Origin of the sequence: Cryptosporangium aurantiacum (assembly GCF_900143005.1) — a bacterium.
Lineage (GTDB): Bacteria > Actinomycetota > Actinomycetes > Mycobacteriales > Cryptosporangiaceae > Cryptosporangium > Cryptosporangium aurantiacum.
Genome location: NZ_FRCS01000001.1, coordinates 630,335 through 647,353, shown reverse-complemented (window position 1 = coordinate 647,353; position 17,019 = coordinate 630,335). Strand labels below are relative to the sequence as shown.

At 72.1% G+C, this 17,019-nt stretch carries 17 protein-coding genes; 3 read left to right on the top strand and 14 right to left on the bottom strand.

Going from position 1 to position 17,019, the window contains the following annotated elements; genetic code table 11:
* Positions 1-5: 5 nt before the first annotated feature.
* The 11 genes from BUB75_RS02785 to rimP all read right to left on the bottom strand — a co-directional run bounded on the left by BUB75_RS02785 (position 6) and on the right by rimP (position 11,991).
* Entirely contained in the window at positions 6-2,249 is a 2,244-nt protein-coding gene (locus tag BUB75_RS02785) for a polyribonucleotide nucleotidyltransferase (protein ID WP_073251071.1), read from the bottom strand.
* Between the two features lie 216 nt (positions 2,250-2,465).
* A complete protein-coding gene (gene rpsO / locus BUB75_RS02780; RefSeq protein WP_073251069.1) occupies positions 2,466-2,735 on the bottom strand; it encodes a 30S ribosomal protein S15 in 270 nt (89 codons plus the stop codon).
* 116 nt (positions 2,736-2,851) lie between these two features.
* Complete coding sequence (locus BUB75_RS02775) at positions 2,852-3,865, bottom strand: bifunctional riboflavin kinase/FAD synthetase (protein WP_073251067.1); 1,014 nt, start codon at positions 3,863-3,865, stop codon at positions 2,852-2,854.
* Positions 3,866-3,961: 96 nt separating this feature from the next.
* Positions 3,962-4,876 carry a tRNA pseudouridine(55) synthase TruB gene (truB, locus tag BUB75_RS02770; RefSeq protein ID WP_073252666.1) on the bottom strand — a complete coding sequence of 305 codons (915 nt, stop codon included), beginning with the start codon at positions 4,874-4,876 and terminating at the stop codon, positions 3,962-3,964.
* Positions 4,873-5,913, bottom strand: coding sequence for a DHH family phosphoesterase (locus BUB75_RS02765; RefSeq protein WP_073252663.1), 1,041 nt, complete (start codon positions 5,911-5,913; stop codon positions 4,873-4,875). Before BUB75_RS02765 ends, truB begins: the two co-directional genes overlap by 4 nt.
* A gap of 86 nt (positions 5,914-5,999) precedes the next feature.
* On the bottom strand, positions 6,000-6,476 hold the full coding sequence (gene rbfA / locus BUB75_RS02760) for a 30S ribosome-binding factor RbfA (protein WP_073251064.1): 477 nt from the start codon (positions 6,474-6,476) through the stop codon (positions 6,000-6,002).
* Between the two features lie 48 nt (positions 6,477-6,524).
* Positions 6,525-6,821, bottom strand: coding sequence for a DUF503 domain-containing protein (locus tag BUB75_RS02755; RefSeq protein ID WP_073251062.1), 297 nt, complete (start codon positions 6,819-6,821; stop codon positions 6,525-6,527).
* A 71-nt stretch (positions 6,822-6,892) separates the two neighbouring features.
* Positions 6,893-9,979, bottom strand: a complete 3,087-nt coding sequence (infB, locus tag BUB75_RS48045; protein ID WP_073251060.1) for a translation initiation factor IF-2 — start codon at positions 9,977-9,979, stop codon at positions 6,893-6,895.
* A 103-nt stretch (positions 9,980-10,082) separates the two neighbouring features.
* On the bottom strand, positions 10,083-10,367 hold the full coding sequence (locus BUB75_RS48410; RefSeq protein ID WP_218617250.1) for a YlxR family protein: 285 nt from the start codon (positions 10,365-10,367) through the stop codon (positions 10,083-10,085).
* 68 nt (positions 10,368-10,435) lie between these two features.
* The gene (gene nusA / locus BUB75_RS02740; protein ID WP_073251057.1) at positions 10,436-11,491 is read right to left on the bottom strand and encodes a transcription termination factor NusA; all 1,056 of its coding nucleotides are present in this window, start codon (positions 11,489-11,491) and stop codon (positions 10,436-10,438) included.
* Complete coding sequence (gene rimP / locus BUB75_RS02735) at positions 11,488-11,991, bottom strand: ribosome maturation factor RimP (protein WP_073251055.1); 504 nt, start codon at positions 11,989-11,991, stop codon at positions 11,488-11,490. Before rimP ends, nusA begins: the two co-directional genes overlap by 4 nt.
* A gap of 197 nt (positions 11,992-12,188) precedes the next feature.
* On the opposite strand from rimP, the gene BUB75_RS02730 reads away from it, so the two are divergent.
* Entirely contained in the window at positions 12,189-12,734 is a 546-nt protein-coding gene (locus BUB75_RS02730) for a hypothetical protein (protein WP_143174996.1), read from the top strand.
* Positions 12,731-13,162, top strand: a complete 432-nt coding sequence (locus BUB75_RS02725; RefSeq protein ID WP_073251051.1) for a ferritin-like domain-containing protein — start codon at positions 12,731-12,733, stop codon at positions 13,160-13,162. Before BUB75_RS02730 ends, BUB75_RS02725 begins: the two co-directional genes overlap by 4 nt.
* A 10-nt stretch (positions 13,163-13,172) precedes the next feature.
* On the opposite strand, the gene BUB75_RS02720 is transcribed toward BUB75_RS02725, so the two are convergent.
* Both BUB75_RS02720 and BUB75_RS02715 read right to left on the bottom strand, forming a co-directional pair.
* Positions 13,173-13,895, bottom strand: a complete 723-nt coding sequence (locus BUB75_RS02720) for an HAD family hydrolase (protein WP_073251049.1) — start codon at positions 13,893-13,895, stop codon at positions 13,173-13,175.
* 100 nt (positions 13,896-13,995) lie between these two features.
* Positions 13,996-15,186 (bottom strand): MFS transporter, encoded by a 1,191-nt coding sequence (locus BUB75_RS02715; RefSeq protein ID WP_073251047.1) that lies wholly within the window; start codon positions 15,184-15,186, stop codon positions 13,996-13,998.
* A 243-nt stretch (positions 15,187-15,429) separates the two neighbouring features.
* Between BUB75_RS02715 and BUB75_RS02710 the strand changes: the two genes are divergently transcribed.
* Complete coding sequence (locus tag BUB75_RS02710; protein ID WP_073251045.1) at positions 15,430-16,125, top strand: hypothetical protein; 696 nt, start codon at positions 15,430-15,432, stop codon at positions 16,123-16,125.
* Between the two features lie 97 nt (positions 16,126-16,222).
* On the opposite strand, the gene BUB75_RS02705 is transcribed toward BUB75_RS02710, so the two are convergent.
* The gene (locus BUB75_RS02705) at positions 16,223-16,963 is read right to left on the bottom strand and encodes a VIT1/CCC1 transporter family protein (protein WP_084740149.1); all 741 of its coding nucleotides are present in this window, start codon (positions 16,961-16,963) and stop codon (positions 16,223-16,225) included.
* Positions 16,964-17,019 lie beyond the last annotated feature (56 nt).

Below are 17,019 nucleotides of genomic sequence, written 5' to 3'. Positions count from 1 at the left end.
GACGATCACGAAGTCGCCGCGGGCGCTGCGGGCTCGGCGTCGGCCGGGGCCTCGGCGGGGGCGTCGGCGGGCTTCGCCGCCTCTTCCCGCACCGGAACCAGGCTGATCTTGCCGCGGGCGTCGATGTCGGTGATCTCGACCTGGATCTTGTCACCGACCTTGACGACGTCCTCGACCTTGCCGATCCGCTTCCCGTTGCCGAGCTTCGAGATGTGGACCAGACCGTCCTTGCCGGGGACCAGCGAGACGAACGCACCGAAGGCGGCGGTCTTGACGACCGTGCCGAGGTACCGCTCGCCGATCTTCGGCATCGTCGGGTTCGCGATCGCGTTGATCCGGTCGACCGCGGCCTGCGCCGACGGGCCGTCCGAGGCGCCGACGTAGATCGTGCCGTCGTCCTCGATCGTGATGTCGGCGCCGGTGTCGTCCTGGATCGAGTTGATCATCTGGCCCTTCGGGCCGATGACCGCGCCGATCTTGTCGACCGGGATCGTCACGGTGGTGACGCGCGGCGCGAACGGGCTCATCTCGTCCGGGCCGTCGATCGCCTCGCCCATCACCTCGAGGATGGTCAGGCGGGCGTCCTTGGCCTGGGTGAGCGCACCGGCGAGCACCTCGGACGGGATGCCGTCGAGCTTCGTGTCGAGCTGGAGCGCGGTCACGAACTCCTTGGTGCCGGCGACCTTGAAATCCATGTCGCCGTACGCGTCCTCGGCACCGAGGATGTCGGTCAGCGCGACGTACTCGGTCTTGCCGTCGACGGTGTCGCTGATCAGGCCCATCGCGATGCCCGCGACCGGCGCCTTCAGCGGAACACCGGCGTTGAGCAGCGACATCGTCGAGGCGCAGACCGACCCCATCGACGTCGAGCCGTTGGAGCCCAGCGCCTCGGAGACCTGCCGGATCGCGTAGGGGAACTCCTCGCGGCTCGGCAGCACCGGCACCAGCGCCCGCTCGGCCAGCGCGCCGTGGCCGATCTCGCGGCGCTTCGGCGAGCCCACCCGGCCGGTCTCACCGGTCGAGTACGGCGGGAAGTTGTAGTTGTGCATGTAGCGCTTGCGGGTCTCCGGCGCGAGCGTGTCCAGCTGCTGCTCCATCCGGAGCATGTTCAGCGTCGTGACGCCCAGGATCTGGGTCTCGCCGCGCTCGAACAGCGCCGAGCCGTGCACCCGCGGGAGTACCTCGACCTCGGCGGAGAGCGTCCGGATGTCGGTGAGCCCACGGCCGTCGATGCGGACCTTGTCGCGCAGCACGCGCTGACGGATGAGCTTCTTGGTCAGCGCCTTGAGCGCGCCGCCGACCTCCTTCTCGCGACCCTCGAACTGCGCCGCGACCCGCTCGATCGCCAGGCCCTTGACCCGGTCGAGCTCGGCCTCGCGCTCCTGCTTGCCCGCGATCCGCAGTGCGGCGTCCAGCTCGGTGGTCACCGCGGCGGCGACGGCGTCGTAGGCGTCGTCCTGGTAGTCGAGGAAGACCGGGTACTCGGCGGTCGGCTTCGCGGCCTTGGCGGCGACCTCGGCCTGCGCCTCGACCAGCTTCCGGATGGCCGGCTTCGCGGCCTCGAGACCGGCGGCGACGACCTCCTCGGTCGGCGCCGGAGCGCCGCCCGCGATCAGCGCGACGGTGCCCTCGGTGGCCTCGGCCTCGACCATCATGATCGCGACCTCGCCCGCCTCGGTGACACGGCCGGCGACGACCATGTCGAACGTGGCGGTGGCCAGCTCGGTGTGGGTCGGGAACGCGATCCAGTCGCCGCCGACGAACGCCATCCGGGTCGCGCCGATCGGGCCGTTGAACGGCAGGCCGGCGAGCTGGGTGGAGAGCGACGCGGCGTTGATCGCCACGACGTCGTAGAGCGTGTCGGGGTCGAGCGACATGACCGTCACGACGACCTGGACCTCGTTGCGCAGGCCCTTGACGAACGTCGGGCGCAGCGGGCGGTCGATCAGACGGCAGGTGAGGATCGCGTCCTCGCTGGGGCGGCCCTCACGGCGGAAGAACGAGCCGGGGATGCGACCCGCGGCGTACATCCGCTCCTCGACGTCGACCGTGAGCGGGAAGAAGTCGAAGTGCTCCTTCGGGCTCTTCGACGCGGTGGTCGCCGACAGCACGAGCGTGTCGCCGAGCTGGGCGGTCACGGAGCCGGCTGCCTGCCGGGCGAACCGGCCGGTGCTGAACCGGATCTCGCGCGACGGGTGGTTGCCGTTGTCGATGGTCGCGACGACCTCGGTCACGGTGTGTTCTGACATATTTAGATCCTCCTGGTTGTGGTACCAGGCGATGCGGAGGACCCGAGCGGCATCTCGTGCCGGTCTTCGATCGAACCCACTTGTGACCGAACGTCACAAGTGCGTACTACCGAGGACCGGCTCAGCACGGGCCCGCGGATCGTCCGGTACTCCGGTTTTAGCCAACGGTACTGCTGCGGAACGGGGAGCGGCCCGGTAGGCCGCTCCCCGCCGACGTCAGCGCCGCAGGCCGAGTCGCTCGATCAGCGACCGGTAGCGGTTGATGTCGGTCTTGGCGAGGTAGTTGAGCAGCCGACGACGACGGCCGACCAGCAGCAGCAGCCCACGGCGGCTGTGGTGGTCGTGCTTGTGCGCCTTCATGTGCTCGGTCAGGTCGTTGATACGCCGAGACAGCAGAGCGACCTGGACCTCGGGGGAGCCGGTGTCGTTGTCCACCGTCGAGTATTCGGCGATGATCTGCTTCTTGACGTCTGCAGCGAGCGCCACTGACTCTCCTGATCTCTTCGGTGTGGCCCCCGGTCGTGGTCACGAGGGCAGCCTGCACACCGCCGGGTGCACCCGGCGTCGGCACAACGCTACCAGCCGGGTCACTTAACGACGAATCAGGCGCCGCCGAGCAGCAATTCCCGCACCCGCGCGACGTCGGCGTTCATCTGGGTGATGAGCGCATCCACCGACGAGAACGCGACCGTCGGCCGGAGCCGCGCGGCGAAGTCGACCGCGACGGTCTCGTCGTAGATGTCGGCGTCGAAGTCGAGGATGAACGCCTCCACCCGGCGCGCCCGCTCACCGGCGAAGGTCGGGTTGGTGCCGATGCTGATCGCCGCCGGCAACGGCGTCTCGCGCTCCCCGGCGCGCCGAGCCGGGTCGCGCACCAGCCAACCGGCGTAGACGCCGTCCTCGGGCACCGCGGTGTACCGCGGCGACGACAGGTTCGCGGTCGGGAAGCCGAGCTCACGGCCACGCTGGTCGCCACGGACGACCACACCCTCGACCCGATGCGGACGCCCCAGGGCCGCTGCGGCGCGCTCGACCTCGCCCTCGGCGACGTCGGCCCGGATGCGGCTACTGGACACCGCGCCGTCGGCGTCGGTCAGCAGCGGGACGCTGCGCACCTCGAAACCGTGCTCGGCGCCGAGCGTCCGGAGCAGCGCGACGTCACCCGCCGCGCGGAACCCGAACCGGAAACCCTCGCCGACGACGACCGCCGCCGCGCGCAGGTGCTCGACGAGCACCGAGCGGACGAAGTCCTCCGGCGCGAGCCGGGACAGCTCCGTGGTGAACGGCAGCGTGCACAGCCCGTCCACGGTGAGACCGTCGGCGGCCAGGCCCTCGATCAGCACCGCGCGGTGGTCGAGCGTGGTGAGCCGGTCCGGCACGGCGTCCGGGCGGAGAATCGCGGCCGGGTGCGGGTCGAACGTCACGACCACCACCGGCGGAGCCTCCGGCGGTTCAGCCCCGGACGGCCTCGGCACCGGCAGGAGCGCCGCCGCCTCTCGCACCGTCGCGTCGATCAGTGCCCGATGGCCCCGGTGGACGCCGTCGAAGACCCCGATCGTGACGACTGTCCGGTTCCAGTCCGGCGCGCTTTCCGCCAGCCCGCGCCACCGCAGCACGCCCGCCTGCCTCTCCTCGGGGCCCCAGTACGCCTTCAGAGCCCGGTCCGGCTTCAGCCTAGTTCGTCGGTCGGAATGCCCCGGAGGCGCGGTCGCTCAGCCGGACGGCCGCAGCACGACCTCCGGACGCGCCGCACCGTCCCGCTCCACCACCAGCGCCACCACCCGCCCGTCCGGCCCGAAGACGCCGTACGGGCCGGTCAGACCGGTCGTCGACAGCCGTCCGCCGTGCCCCAGCACGGTGGCGGTCGCCGCGTCGACGTCGCGCCGCGGAAACGCCGCGTTCACGGCGCGGTCGAGATCGAGTGTGACGGGATCCTCTCCCGCGTCGGCCGCGTCGGCCAGTTCGTCGAGCGTCCGGGCGTCCCGATCGGTGAACGGGCCGACCCGGGTCCGGCGTAGCGCGGTCAGGTGACCGCCGGTCCCGAGGGTCCGGCCGAGGTCACGGGCGAGCGCCCGGATGTACGTGCCGGACGAGCATTCGACGATGACGTCCAGGTCGAGCAACTCCGGCTCCGGACGCCGTTCGGCGAGCAGGTCGAAGCGCGACACGGTCACCCGACGGGCCGCCAGCGCCACCTCCTCGCCGGATCGCACCCGGTCGTAGGCGCGCCGCCCGTCCACCTTCACGGCGGACACGGCGGACGGCACCTGTTCGATCGAGCCGGTGAGCGCGACCATGCCGGCGCGGACGGCGTCCAACGGCACGTCGGCGGCGCTGCCACCGTCCAGCCGCGCGCCCTCCCGGTCGTCGGTCACCGTGGCGTAGCCGAGGCGGATCGTGGCGACGTAGGTCTTCGCGGTCAGCGTCAGGTGGCCGAGCAGCTTCGTCGCCCGCTCGACGCCGAGCACCAGCACGCCGGTGGCCATCGGGTCGAGCGTCCCGGCGTGCCCGATCTTGCGGGTCTTCGCGATCCGTCGCATCCGGCCGACGACGTCGTGCGAGGTCATCCCGGACGGCTTGTCGACGACGACCAGACCGCTGGTCGCGGGGGTCCGGTTCGCGCTCAGCTCGTCACCGGAACCGCGTCGAGGGCCGTGCGCAGGGCGTCCACGACACCCTCGAGCGGCCCGCGCCCGGTGAATCCCGCCGCGAGCCGGTGGCCGCCGCCGCCGAGCCGTACGGACAGCGCGCCGACGTCGACCGGGCCACGCGAGCGCAACGAGATCGACCACTCGCCGGGCCCGGTCTGCTTGGCGACCATCGCGACCGTGCTCTCTTCGGCGCCGCGGATCATGTCCACGACGCCCTCCACCCACTCCATGCCCACCCCGTGCCGGGCCAGGTCGTCCTGGGTGACGTAGGACCAGCTCAGCCCCGCCCCACCGGCCGCGCCCGGCTCCAGCACCACCCGGCCGAGCACGTCGGCGAGCAGGTGCAGGGACCGCACCGGACGGGCGTCGTAGAGACGGCGGCTGATCTCGTCCGGGCGGATGCCGGTCGCGAGCAGCCGCGCCGCCAGCTCGTGCGTCGACGGCGAGGTCGCCGCACCACGGAACGAGGCGGTGTCGGTGGACAGGCCGACGTAGAGGCACTCGGCGATCGCAGCGTCGAGCCGGACCCCCAGCCGGGCGAGCAGATCGTCGACGACGACGGCCGTCGCGGCCGCCTGCGGGTCGATCAGGTTGTGGGTGCCGAACCCGCCGTTGGTGATGTGGTGGTCGACGACGATCACGTCGCCGGCCGCGGCCACCAGCGGCGCCAGGTCACCGAGCCGGTCCACGCTGCCGGTGTCGAACGTCACCAGGACGTCCGGCTCGGCGACGACCTGCTCCGGCGGCACCAGCAGTTCCCGGCCCGCGAGCTGGGTCAGCGACTGCGGCAGCCGGAACGGGTTGCTGAACGAGGCCTGCACCGAGATACCGAGCTGACGCAGCCCCAGGCCGGTGGCGAGCATGCTGCCCAGCGCGTCGCCGTCCGGGTTGAGGTGGCAGGCCAGCACGATCTTGCTGTCGCCACGCAGCAGCGTTAGCGCCCGGTCCCAGGCGTCCTCGGTAATCGCGCCGGTGATTCCGGCACCGTCCGCCGCACTCCGGCTGGGCTGCACGTCCGGACCGTACACCGGACGCGTCGTGGCCGTCCGGCGGTGGGGCCGACCGGAGCGCAGCACGGTCCGGGACGCCGCGGACGGCTTCACCGGCCGCTCCGGTCGGGGACGTCGACCGGCTCCTCGGCCGGCGCGTCCTCGTCGTCGTCCTCGTGCTTGTAGGGGTCGGCCTCGCCGGCGTAGTTCGCGCCGACGGCCTGCCGCTGCACCTCGGCGTCCGCCCGGCGGGCCTCGGCCAGCAGGTCGTCGATGTGTTTGGCGGTGTCGGGGACCTCGTCGGGGCTGAACGTCAGCGTCGGGGTGAACCGCACCCCGGTCTGCCGCCCGACCGCGCTGCGCAGGACGCCCCGCGCGCTCTCCAGTGCCGCCGCGGTGGCGGCGCGCTCGGCGTCGTCCCCGTAGACGGTGTAGTAGACGGTCGCGTCGTGCAGGTCGGCAGTGACCTTCGCGTCGGTCACCGTCACCATGCCGAGCCGCGGGTCCTTCACCTGCGTCCGGAGGGTCTCCGCGACGATCTCCCGGATCCGGACGGCGAGCTTCCTCGCCCGTGCTGCGTCAGCCATCGTGTCTCACTCCTCACCGGGCGCAGCGGCCCGGCCAGTACGCAGGGGTCAATCGTCGTCGCTGGAATGCAGCCGACGACGCACCGACAGAAGCTCCAACTCCGGACGCCCGGCAACCAATCGCTCGCAGGCGTCCAGTACCTCGCCGACGTGGTGAGCGGTGCCGGCCACCGCCGCCACCCCGATCGCCGTGCGGCCGTGCAGTTCTTGGTCGCCGACTTCCGCCGCGGACACCTCCAGCCGCCGGAGTGCGGCGACCACGGGTCGGACGTACGCCCGCTTGGCCTTGAGGCTGCGGCTGTCCGGGGGCAGCACCACGTCGAATTCCAACGTCCCGGTGAACACTCAAAACCCTTCTCCGAGCAACCAGCCGGACGGCCGGCCGGGACGAATCCCGACCGGCCGCCCGTACCGGCTCACGCCCGGGGCTTCTCCCGCATCTCGAAGGTCTCGATGACGTCGTCGACCTTGATGTCGTTGAAGGAGCCGAGACCGATACCGGCCTCGTAGCCCTCGCGGACCTCGGTGACGTCGTCCTTGAACCTCTTGAGCGAGTGGATCGTGAGGTTGTCCTGGATGACACTGCCGTCCCGCACCAGACGAGCCTTGGAGTTGCGGCGGATGTCGCCACTGCGGACGAGCACACCGGCAATGTTGCCGAACTTGCTGGAGCGGAAGACCTCACGGATCTCCGCGGTACCCAGCTGCACCTCTTCGTACTCGGGCTTGAGCATGCCCTTGAGGGCATTCTCGATGTCCTCGATCGCCGCGTAGATGACCGAGTAGTAGCGGATGTCGACGCCTTCGCGGTCGGCCAGCTCGCTCGCCTTGCCCTGGGGCCGGACGTTGAAGCCGATGATGACCGCGTCGGAGGCCGACGCCAGCATGACGTTGGTCTCGGTGATCGCACCGACACCGCGGTCGATGATCCGCAGCGAGACCTCGTCGGAGATCTCGATCTTCGCCAGCGCGTCCTCGAGTGCCTCGACCGCACCGGAACCGTCGCCCTTGAGGATGAGGTTGAGCTGAGTCTTCTCGCCCTCCTTCATCCGCTCGAGCAGCGTCTCCAGCGTCGGGCGTCCACGGCTCGCCGCGAGCTGGGCATTACGCTCGCGCGCCTGCCGCTGCTCGGCGATCTGCCGGGCCACCCGGTCCTCGGAGACCTCCAGGAACGTGTCGCCCGCGCCGGGCACGGCGGTGAAGCCGAGCACCTGCACCGGACGGGACGGGCCCGCCTCGGCGACCTGGGCACCGCTGTCGTCGAGCATCGCCCGGACGCGACCGTGCGCCTCACCGGCGACGATCGAGTCACCGACGCGGAGCGTTCCGCGCTGGACCAGGACGGTGGCGATCGGACCGCGGCCACGGTCGAGGTGACCCTCGATCGCGACACCCTGGGCCGGCACGTCCACCGGAGCCCGCAGGTCCAGCGAGGCGTCCGCGGTCAGGCAGACGGCCTCGAGCAGCCCGTCGATGTTGATCCGGGCCTTCGCGGAGATGTCGACGAACATCGTGTCGCCGCCGTACTCCTCGGCGACCAGCCCGTACTCGGTGAGCTGCTGCCGCACCTTCGCCGGGTTCGCGCCTTCCTTGTCGATCTTGTTCACCGCGACCACGATCGGCACGTCGGCCGCCTGGGCGTGGTTGAGCGCCTCGATCGTCTGCGGCTTCACACCGTCGTCGGCCGCGACCACGAGGATCGCGATGTCCGTCGACTTCGCACCACGAGCACGCATGGCGGTGAACGCCTCGTGACCCGGGGTGTCGATGAACGTGATCAGCCGGTCTTCGTCGTTGACGTGCGCTTCGACCTGGTAGGCACCGATGTGCTGGGTGATGCCACCGGCCTCACCCTCGGCGACCTTCGTGTGCCGGATGGCGTCCAGCAGCTTGGTCTTACCGTGGTCGACGTGGCCCATGACCGTGACCACCGGAGGCCGCGTGACGAGCTTCTCGTCGTCGTACTCCTGGTCGAGGTCGATGTCGAACCGGGCCAGCAGGGCACGGTCCTCGTCCTCGGGGCTGACGATCTGGACCTCGTAGCCGAGGTGCACACCGAGCAGCTGCAGCGTCTCGTCGGTGCACGACTGGGTCGCGGTCACCATCTCGCCGAGGCCGAACGCCTCCTGGACCAGCGAACCGGGGTTCGCGTTGATCCGGTCGGCGAAGTCGGAGAGCGACGCGCCACGCGGGAGCCGGATGACCTCGCCGTTGCCGCGCGGGGCACCCGAGCCCATCGTCGGCGCGGAGAGGTTGTCGAACTCTTGACGCCGCTGCTTCTTCGACTTCCGGCCACGGACCGGACCGCGTCCACCCGGACGGCCGAACGCACCCGCGGCACCGCCGCGACCACGACCGCCACCACCGGGACGGCCACCGCCGCCGCCACCGCCGGGGCGGAAACCGCCACCGGGAGCACCGGTACCGCCGCCACCGCCGCCGGGGCGGAAACCGCCACCGCCGCCGGGACGACCGCCACCGCCGCCGCCACCACCGGGACCGCCGCGGAAGCCACCGCCGCCGCCACCGGGACGACCGCCGCCGCCACCACCAGGGCCGGCCGGACGACCGCCACCGGGGCCACCACGGCCGGGGCCACCGGCCGGACGACCGGGCATCATGCCCGGGTTCGGCCGCGGCGGCATCATGCCGGGGTTAGGACGCGGGCCGCCGGGACCACCGGACGAACCGCCGGGACGCGGACCACCAGGGCCACCCGACTGCCCGCCGGGACGAGGTCCGCCCGGACCCGGACGCGGACCACCGGGGCCACCCTGACGCGGGCCACCCGGACGGTCACCGCCCTGCTGGGGGCCGGGACGCGGGCCCGGACGCGGACCGGCGGGGCCGGGACGCGGTGCGTTGGACGGACCGGCCGGAGCCTGTCCGCTCGCAGCGGCCGGAGCCGGCCGGGGGCCGGGACGCGGCGCCGGCTGCGTGGGGGTGCCGGGGCCGACGCCGAACGGGTTGTTGCCGGGACGTGCCGGACGCGCGCCTGGACCGGCCGGACGCGGGCCGGGACGCGGACCGCTCTGGGCCGGGCCGGGCTGCTGCGTCGGCGCGGGCTCCGGGGACGCCGCGGGCGCCGCCGGGCTCGGACGCGGACCCGGACGCGGTCCGGGAGTCGGCCGGTCGGTCGGCGTCGTGGACGCCGCACGCGCGGCAGCGGCCTGCTGGGCGCGCTTCAACTCGGCAGCCCGAGCCTGCTCGGCCTTGACTTCGATGTCCTGGGCGCTGGCCGTGCCCTGCGGGCGGGCCATCGATGCCGGGGACGGAACGTTCCGCGGCGGCCGGGGTCCACTCGGGGGACCCGGCTTACGTCCTCCGTTATTACCGGAGGACGGTGAGGTGTACGCCTCTCGCAATCGACGCGCCACTGGCGCCTCGATCGTCGACGAGGCGGATTTCACGAACTCCCCGAGCTCTTTCAGCTTGTTCAGCACATCTTTGCTGGGGACGCCGAGTTCCTTGGCGAGTTCGTGTACGCGGGCCTTGCCTGCCACTGCTCTCCTCTTCCGAGGCCGGGCGGCACACCCGCTCGACCTTCTGGTTACTCCTGAAGCTTGCTCATCGCAGAGACTTCATCGCACGCTCATACCGGGAGACCTACTTTTCGTCCGTGGGTCCGGGCGGGTTGCCCGGTCCCTCGTTCTCGAGCCGCGTCAAATACTCGCGGACCTCCTCGGCGTCCGGGACACCGGGGACCCGGAGCGCACGCCCGAAGGCGCGGCGCCGTTCCGCCAATACGAAACACGCTGGGTCGGGGTGCAGCCAAGCGCCCCGCCCCGGTAGCCGACGCGCCGGATCGGGGACGGTGACGCGGGTGACCCCACGTTCGACCGCGACGACGCGCAGCAGCTCGGTGGCTGCCGCTCGTTGTCGACATCCCACACAGGTCCGCGTCGGGGAGCGGTCATGCGGGGACGGCGCCGGACGGTTGCGGCGAACCACAGGCCAGTCTACCCCGCGCTGCCTGGGACCGAAGCGTCCGGTTCCCCCACTGTTGCCGCAGGGGTCTCATCCTGCTCATCGGTACTGGTCTGCTCGGCGTCGCTGTGGATGTCGATCCGCCAGCCGGTCAGCCGCGCCGCCAGCCGGGCGTTCTGACCTTCCTTGCCGATCGCCAGCGACAGCTGGAAGTCCGGCACGGTCACCCGCGCCGACCGCGCTTCGGCGTCGACGACCTCGACCGCCCGCACCTGCGCCGGCGAGAGCGCGTTGGCAACGAACCGGGCCGGGTCCTCGGCCCAGTCGACGATGTCGATCTTCTCGCCGTGCAGCTCGCTCATCACCGCGCGGACGCGTGCCCCGAGCGGGCCGATGCACGCGCCCTTCGGGTTGACGCCCGCCACCGTGGCACGGACTGCGATCTTCGACCGGTGACCGGCCTCACGCGCGACCGCGGCGATCTCCACCGTGCCGTCGGCGATCTCCGGAACCTCCAGCGCGAACAGCTTCCGCACCAGGTTCGGGTGGGTCCGGCTCAGCGTGACTTGCGGGCCGCGCATGCCCTTGGCGACATGGACGACGAGCGCCTTGATCCGCGCGCCGTGCTGGTAGCTCTCCCCCGGCACTTGCTCGGCGGGCGGCAGCGTGGCCTCGATCTTGCCCAGGCTGACCGAGACGATGCCGCGCTCGGCCCTCGACTCGTGCGCCTGGATCACGCCGGCGACGACCTCGCCCTCGCGGCTGGCGAACTCCCCGAACGTCATCTCGTCCTGGGCGTCCCGGAGCCGCTGCAGGATCACCTGCTTCGCGGTCATCGTCGCGATCCGGCCGAAGTCGTCCGGCGTGTCGTCGTACTCACGCAGGACCGTGCCGTCCTCGTTGCGCTCGGCGGCCCACACCGTGGCGGCGCCGGTCTTCCGGTTCACCTCCACCCGGGCGTCCGGGTGTGCGTGACCGGTGTGCTTGTACGCGGTCAGGAGCGCGGTCTCGATCGCTTCGATGATCGTGTCGAAGGAGATCTCGCGCTCCCGCTCGACCGCGCGCAAGGCCGCGATGTCGATGTTCATCGGTCTCCTCCTTCTGCTGCCTCGTCGGTGCCTGCCTTGGGGCGGGCGAACTCCACCTGCACCTTGCCCGGACCCAGCTCGGCAAACGTCGCCGTCCGCACGCCCCGGTCGTCGGTGAGGTGCACGCCCTGGTCGTCGACCTCGGTGATGCGGGCGGTCAGGCTCTTGTCGCCGATACGGACCGTGACGAGACGGCCGACGTTCCGGCGCCAGTGGCGCGGCTCGGTCAGCGGCCGGTCGACGCCCGGCGAGGTGACCTCGAGCGTGTACGGACCGCTACCGAACGAGGAGCCGTCCTCATCCAACGCCGAGGAGACGTCACGCGACACAGCGGCGATGTCGTCGAGCGTGATGCCACCATCGGTGTCGACGACGACCCGGACCACGGTCCGGCGACCTGCTTGATTGACCGCGACTTCTTCCAGGTCGTAGCCGGCGGCGTTGACCACGGGTTCGACCAACGCGACGATCCGGGAGCGCATCGCCTGCGGGGCTGGCATCCGACACCTCCGAGCGGTGGTCACTGTGCAGTTGTGGGGCACTCTGCGCATACGGGCCGACGAGCGTCGGCGCGCTGGTCACAGCCTAACGGTTCGAAACGAGCGGCCCTCCATCCGGCGCGCGTCCGGCCGACTGGGAAACTGTCGGGGTGCCCCGGCTCTCACCGTCCCCCTCCGGATCTCCGTACGAACCCTCCGTGCGCAGACGCGTGAACCGGCGGCAGCTGCTCGGCGGGTTGCTCGTCGCGGGCGCGGCCGGGTCGATCGCCGGCTGCGGCCTGGTCGACCCCGGCCCGTCGGTGCCCGCGGTCGCCGCGGACCCGCTGGAAGCGCTGGTCACCGAGAAACAGACCATGCTGGACCTCTACGAGGCGACGCTCGCCGCGCACCGCGATCTGGCTGCCCGGATCACCCCGCTCCGCGACGCACACCGCGAGCACCGGGACGCGCTGCTGGAACTCCTGGACGCCCGCCGCCGGGCGGCGCTGGCGCGGGCCACCCCGCCGGTGCCAGGGCCGTCCACGGGCACGTCGGCGGCGCCTGCCGTCAGCGGTGATCCGGCGTCGGCGCTGGTCGCGCTCCGGCAGGCCGAACGGACGGCGTCCGCGCGGTCGCGCTCGGCGTGCCTGGCGGTGACCGGGGCCGGGGCCGGGGCCGGTGACGCGGCGGGCGCCGCGGAGCGGGTCGTGGTGCTCGGCAGCATCTGCGCCGCGGAGGCGTCGCACGAGGTGGCTCTGGCATGAGCGCCTCCACCGAGCGCCTCCAGCTCGCGCTGGCCGCGGAGCACGCCGCGATCTACGCCTACGGGGTGCTCGGCGCCCACCTGACCGGCGACGAGCTCGCCTGGGCCAGGGCCGGTGACCTCGCGCACCGCCAGCAGCGCGACGCGGTCGCCGACCTGATCACGACCGCGAGCGCCACGCCGGCTCCCGCTGCGCCCGCCTACCAGCTCCCGAAACCGGTGACCGATCGGGCGGGTGCGCTCGCGCTCGGCGTCCAGGTCGAGACCCGCGCCGCCGCGGTGTGGCGCTCGGCGCTCGGTTCGCTGTCCGGCACGGCCCGCGAGGTGGCACTCGACGCGCTGGTCGGCTCCGCGGTGCGCGGGGCGCAGTGGCGGTCGGTCGCAGAGCCGGGAAAGTCCCCCACCGTCACCTGGCCCGGCGGCACGTAGTGCACGGCGCTCAGGCGCGCCAGCGGTCGACGACCGGGACCAGGTCGGTGAGTCGCTGGATCACCGCGTCGGGCTCACCCACCGTGTGCCCGACCTGCTGCGGTGGTACCGCGCTGTGCGGGACGTGCACCGCCCGCATACCGGCCGCCTGGGCACCGTAGATGTCGTCGAACAGCCGGTCGCCGACGTACACGCAGGCGCTCGGGTCGTCGACGCCGACCGCGTCCATCGCCGCCCGGAATGCCTCCGGGTGCGGCTTCGTCCACGGGATCTCGCTGGTGTAGACCGCACCGTCGAACAGGTCGAGGACGCCGTCCCGGCGGAGGATGCGCTCGTGGTGCTCCCGGCTCCACACGGTGTTGGAGAGCAGCCCGACCCGGAGCCCACGGTTCCGCAGCTCGGCGAGCACGGTCACGGCGTCCGGATCGGTGTACGTGTGCGGCTCCCAGTGCCGCTCGTGTGCGGCCAGCAGCTCGGCCGTGAGCGCGATGCCCGCCGCCGCACAGACGTCGGCCATCGAAGTGGACGTGTGCTCGTCGCGGGAGCGCGCCCACGCGGCGTCCTCCGCGGCCAGGAGCGCGTCGACCAGTTGCTCGATGGTCGGTACGGGCTCCGATTCAGCCGCCGCACTGATCGCACTCTCGGTGGCGATCGTGCGCCAGAGCTCCTTCGCGTCAACCGTGTGCCAGGGCGTGAGCGTGCCGCCCCAGTCGAAGAGAACCGCCTTCACCATTCCGCCACTTTCGCACGCGGGTACGACACTTCCCACGCGACCGCTGCGCCGCCGAAACAGCGGCAACCCGCGCCGACGCCCCCACGACCCACAGCACCGCTCAGGCTCGCCCCAGCACCCGGAGCGGCCGCTCGGCCGCCATCACCGCAGCCAGCACCAGCACCCCGGCCACCAGGTACGCCGCCCCGTCCGACCCCACCGCCACCGCCACCAGGCTCAACAACATCACCCCGACGCCCTCGAGGAACACGTTGGAGGCCACCATCGACGCCTCCACCTGCCCCATCCGACCTCTGGGAGCGAGCCGCGCGAACGTGGCCTGTGCCCCCACCGTCCACCCGGACGCTCCCCCGATCACGAGGTTGACCAGCACCAACAGCAGCGGATGCTCCCCGGTGAAGAGCACCAACCCGCCGACCACCAGCGCACACCCCAACACCGCAGCGGTCCGGTTCTGGTTCAACGGCAGCTCCAGGAACCGCCGCCGTCCCATCACCGACACGAACAGCGCGCCGCCCAGCGCCGACGACGCCATCACCGCCGGTATCCACCCGTCCGGCGCGTGCGTCGCCACGGTCTCGGGCAGCACGCTGCAGATCAACGTCGCCCAGGTCAGCAACGCGAGCACGCGCAGCATCGGCTGCTGCCAGATCAGCACGAACCCGGCACCGGGCGGCAGCCGGTCCCGCCGCTCGCGACGACCGCCGATCGGCAGCAGCGCCAGCATCGCGGCCGCGATCAGGAACGACGCCACATCGAGGAGCAGCGCCACCCGCGGCCCCATCGCCACGGACAGCCCCGACCCCACTGCGATGCCGCCCACCTGCACGAAGAGGTTGATCGCCGCGGTGAGCCCGAAGTACGGCAGCTGAATCGTCCGGTCCACGGACTCCGCGACCACCGCCGTGGTCACCGCCACGTACGCCGCGCGCACGGCGCCGAGGATCGCTGACGCCGCCAGCGCGGTCGACGCGGCCGGCCACGCCGCCGGGAGCAGCAGCGCAGCAGCACCGCCGAGCGCGAGCAGACTCAGCATCGGACGGCGCGGCGCCACGTCCAGCCACCCGCTGAACAGCGTGGCCACCAGGATCGCCGGCAGCGCCCGCGCCGTGTAGACCGCGGCGGCGCCGAGCAGCGACCCGGTCTGCTGGTACCCGAGGAGCAGCAGCGCGGCGAGCCCCACGTAGTCGCCGAGTTCGGAGATCGTCTTGACGGCGACGAGCCGCCCGGCGACCGGGTGCCGGAGCACCGCACGATATCCGGCGGGCACCGCCTCGGTGGTGGATTCCATCGCCTCAGCAGCCTGCTGAGGCGCGGTGCGAGACGGCTGACGCCGACCCGGATCCCGTCATGGTCGCCTTCGGCTTCCTAATCGCACGAGTCGGCCCGCCGACAGCCGAGTGGTCGTCTTCGTCACCATATAGTGGGCACAATCGGTCGGGATCTCAAGCGGAACGTGAAACCGGCTCAGATAGTCCGGCCGCGGTTCCGGGGAGACTATCGGGGCTCCCGGCGCGCACGGCAGGATGACCGCGTGGCCCTTCCCCTCGAGACCACCGATCCCCGCCACGCTCTCGCCGCCGACCTCGCACGCCGCATCCGCCGCCGCTGGCGCGCGGACGTCGCCGCGATCGGTGCGACCGGTGCGCTCGCCCACGACGACGACCGGGACGGCACCGACGTCGCGCTGCTCGTCGTCACCTACCGGCCGGGCGCCGGTCCACAGCCCACCCGGCGCCGGATCGACGGACAGCTGCTGCACCTCACGGTCACGTCCCAGCAGGAACTACTGGCCCGCGCCCGCACGCTGACCACCGACTGGCCACTGCACGCTGACCGCTTCCTCCACGTCCGCCCGCTCGACGACGACGCCAACTGGTTCGCCGGACTCCGCGACACCCACCTCACCCGGCTCGCCGAGGCCACGCCTCGCGAGTTCAGCGCGCTGGCCCGGGAGGCCTGGGGCGCCGCCTGGTCGCTGCTGACCGACGCCGTCCACGCCGGACAGTGGCACGACGAGGACGGCGCACTCCTCCTGCTCGCCGAGGCCAGAATCGCCACCGCACTCACCGAGGGCCTGCTGACCCGCGCCTACTTCCGCGGCCCCGCCGACGCGGCCCGCCGGTCCGGCGTCGCCGGCCTCGACCTCGTCGAGGTCCGCGACCGCCTCGAACGACAGGCCACCGAACTCACCCGACGCGGCTGCCCGGTGGACGCCCCGGTTTTGTGATCACGCCGCCCGGCGAACCACCGCAGGCATGCCCGCTCCTGCATCACTGGTTTCCGACGCGCTCCTCGCCTCCGCCCCGTCGGGCGTCCGCTCCGCGTCAGCTCACCGTGGCCCCGATCAGGCGCCCGACGAGGTACGTCACGCCTGCCGCCGCCGCACCGAGGAGCAACTGACGGAGCCCGCCGACCCACCACCGCCCGGCCGTCGCCCTGGTGGCCAGCACGCCCGCGACGAACAACCCGGCGCCGCCGATCAGCAGCGCGAGCCACAACTCGTCCGAGCCGAGCAGGAACGACAGCAGCGGGATCAGCGCGCCGACCGCGAAGCACACGAACGAGGACGCGGCCGCCGTCCACGGCGACGGCTTCTCCTCCGGAATGACGCCGAGCTCGGTGAGCGCGTGCAGACGCAGCTCCAGGTCGGGGTTGCCGGCGGCCTCGTCGGCGATCCGCTGCGAGACGCCCGGCGACAGACCGGCACGCTGGAGCAGCAGCACCAGCTCGCGTTGTTCGGCGGCACCGTGCAGACGCAGCTCGCGGCGCTCCTTGGCCACCTCGGCGTCGAGTTGCTCGTTCTGCGTGCGCACCGACGTGTACTCGCCGAGCGCCATCGAGACCGCGCCGGCGACCGTACCGGCGATGCCGGTCAGGATGATCGTGTGCCGGTCGACGCCGCCACCGCCGACACCGGCGATCAGCGAGATGTTCGTGACCAGGCCGTCCATCGCGCCGAACACCGCCGCGCGCAGCCATCCGCCGGAGACGTCGCCATGGTGCGGCACCAGCAACAACTCGTCGTCGATCTGACCCGCGGTCCCGGTGGGCGGGGTCTCGTCCATGCTCACTTCCCTCCTCCCCCGGGCCTCCCGGGCCGGGGCACGTGTGTCAGTCTCGC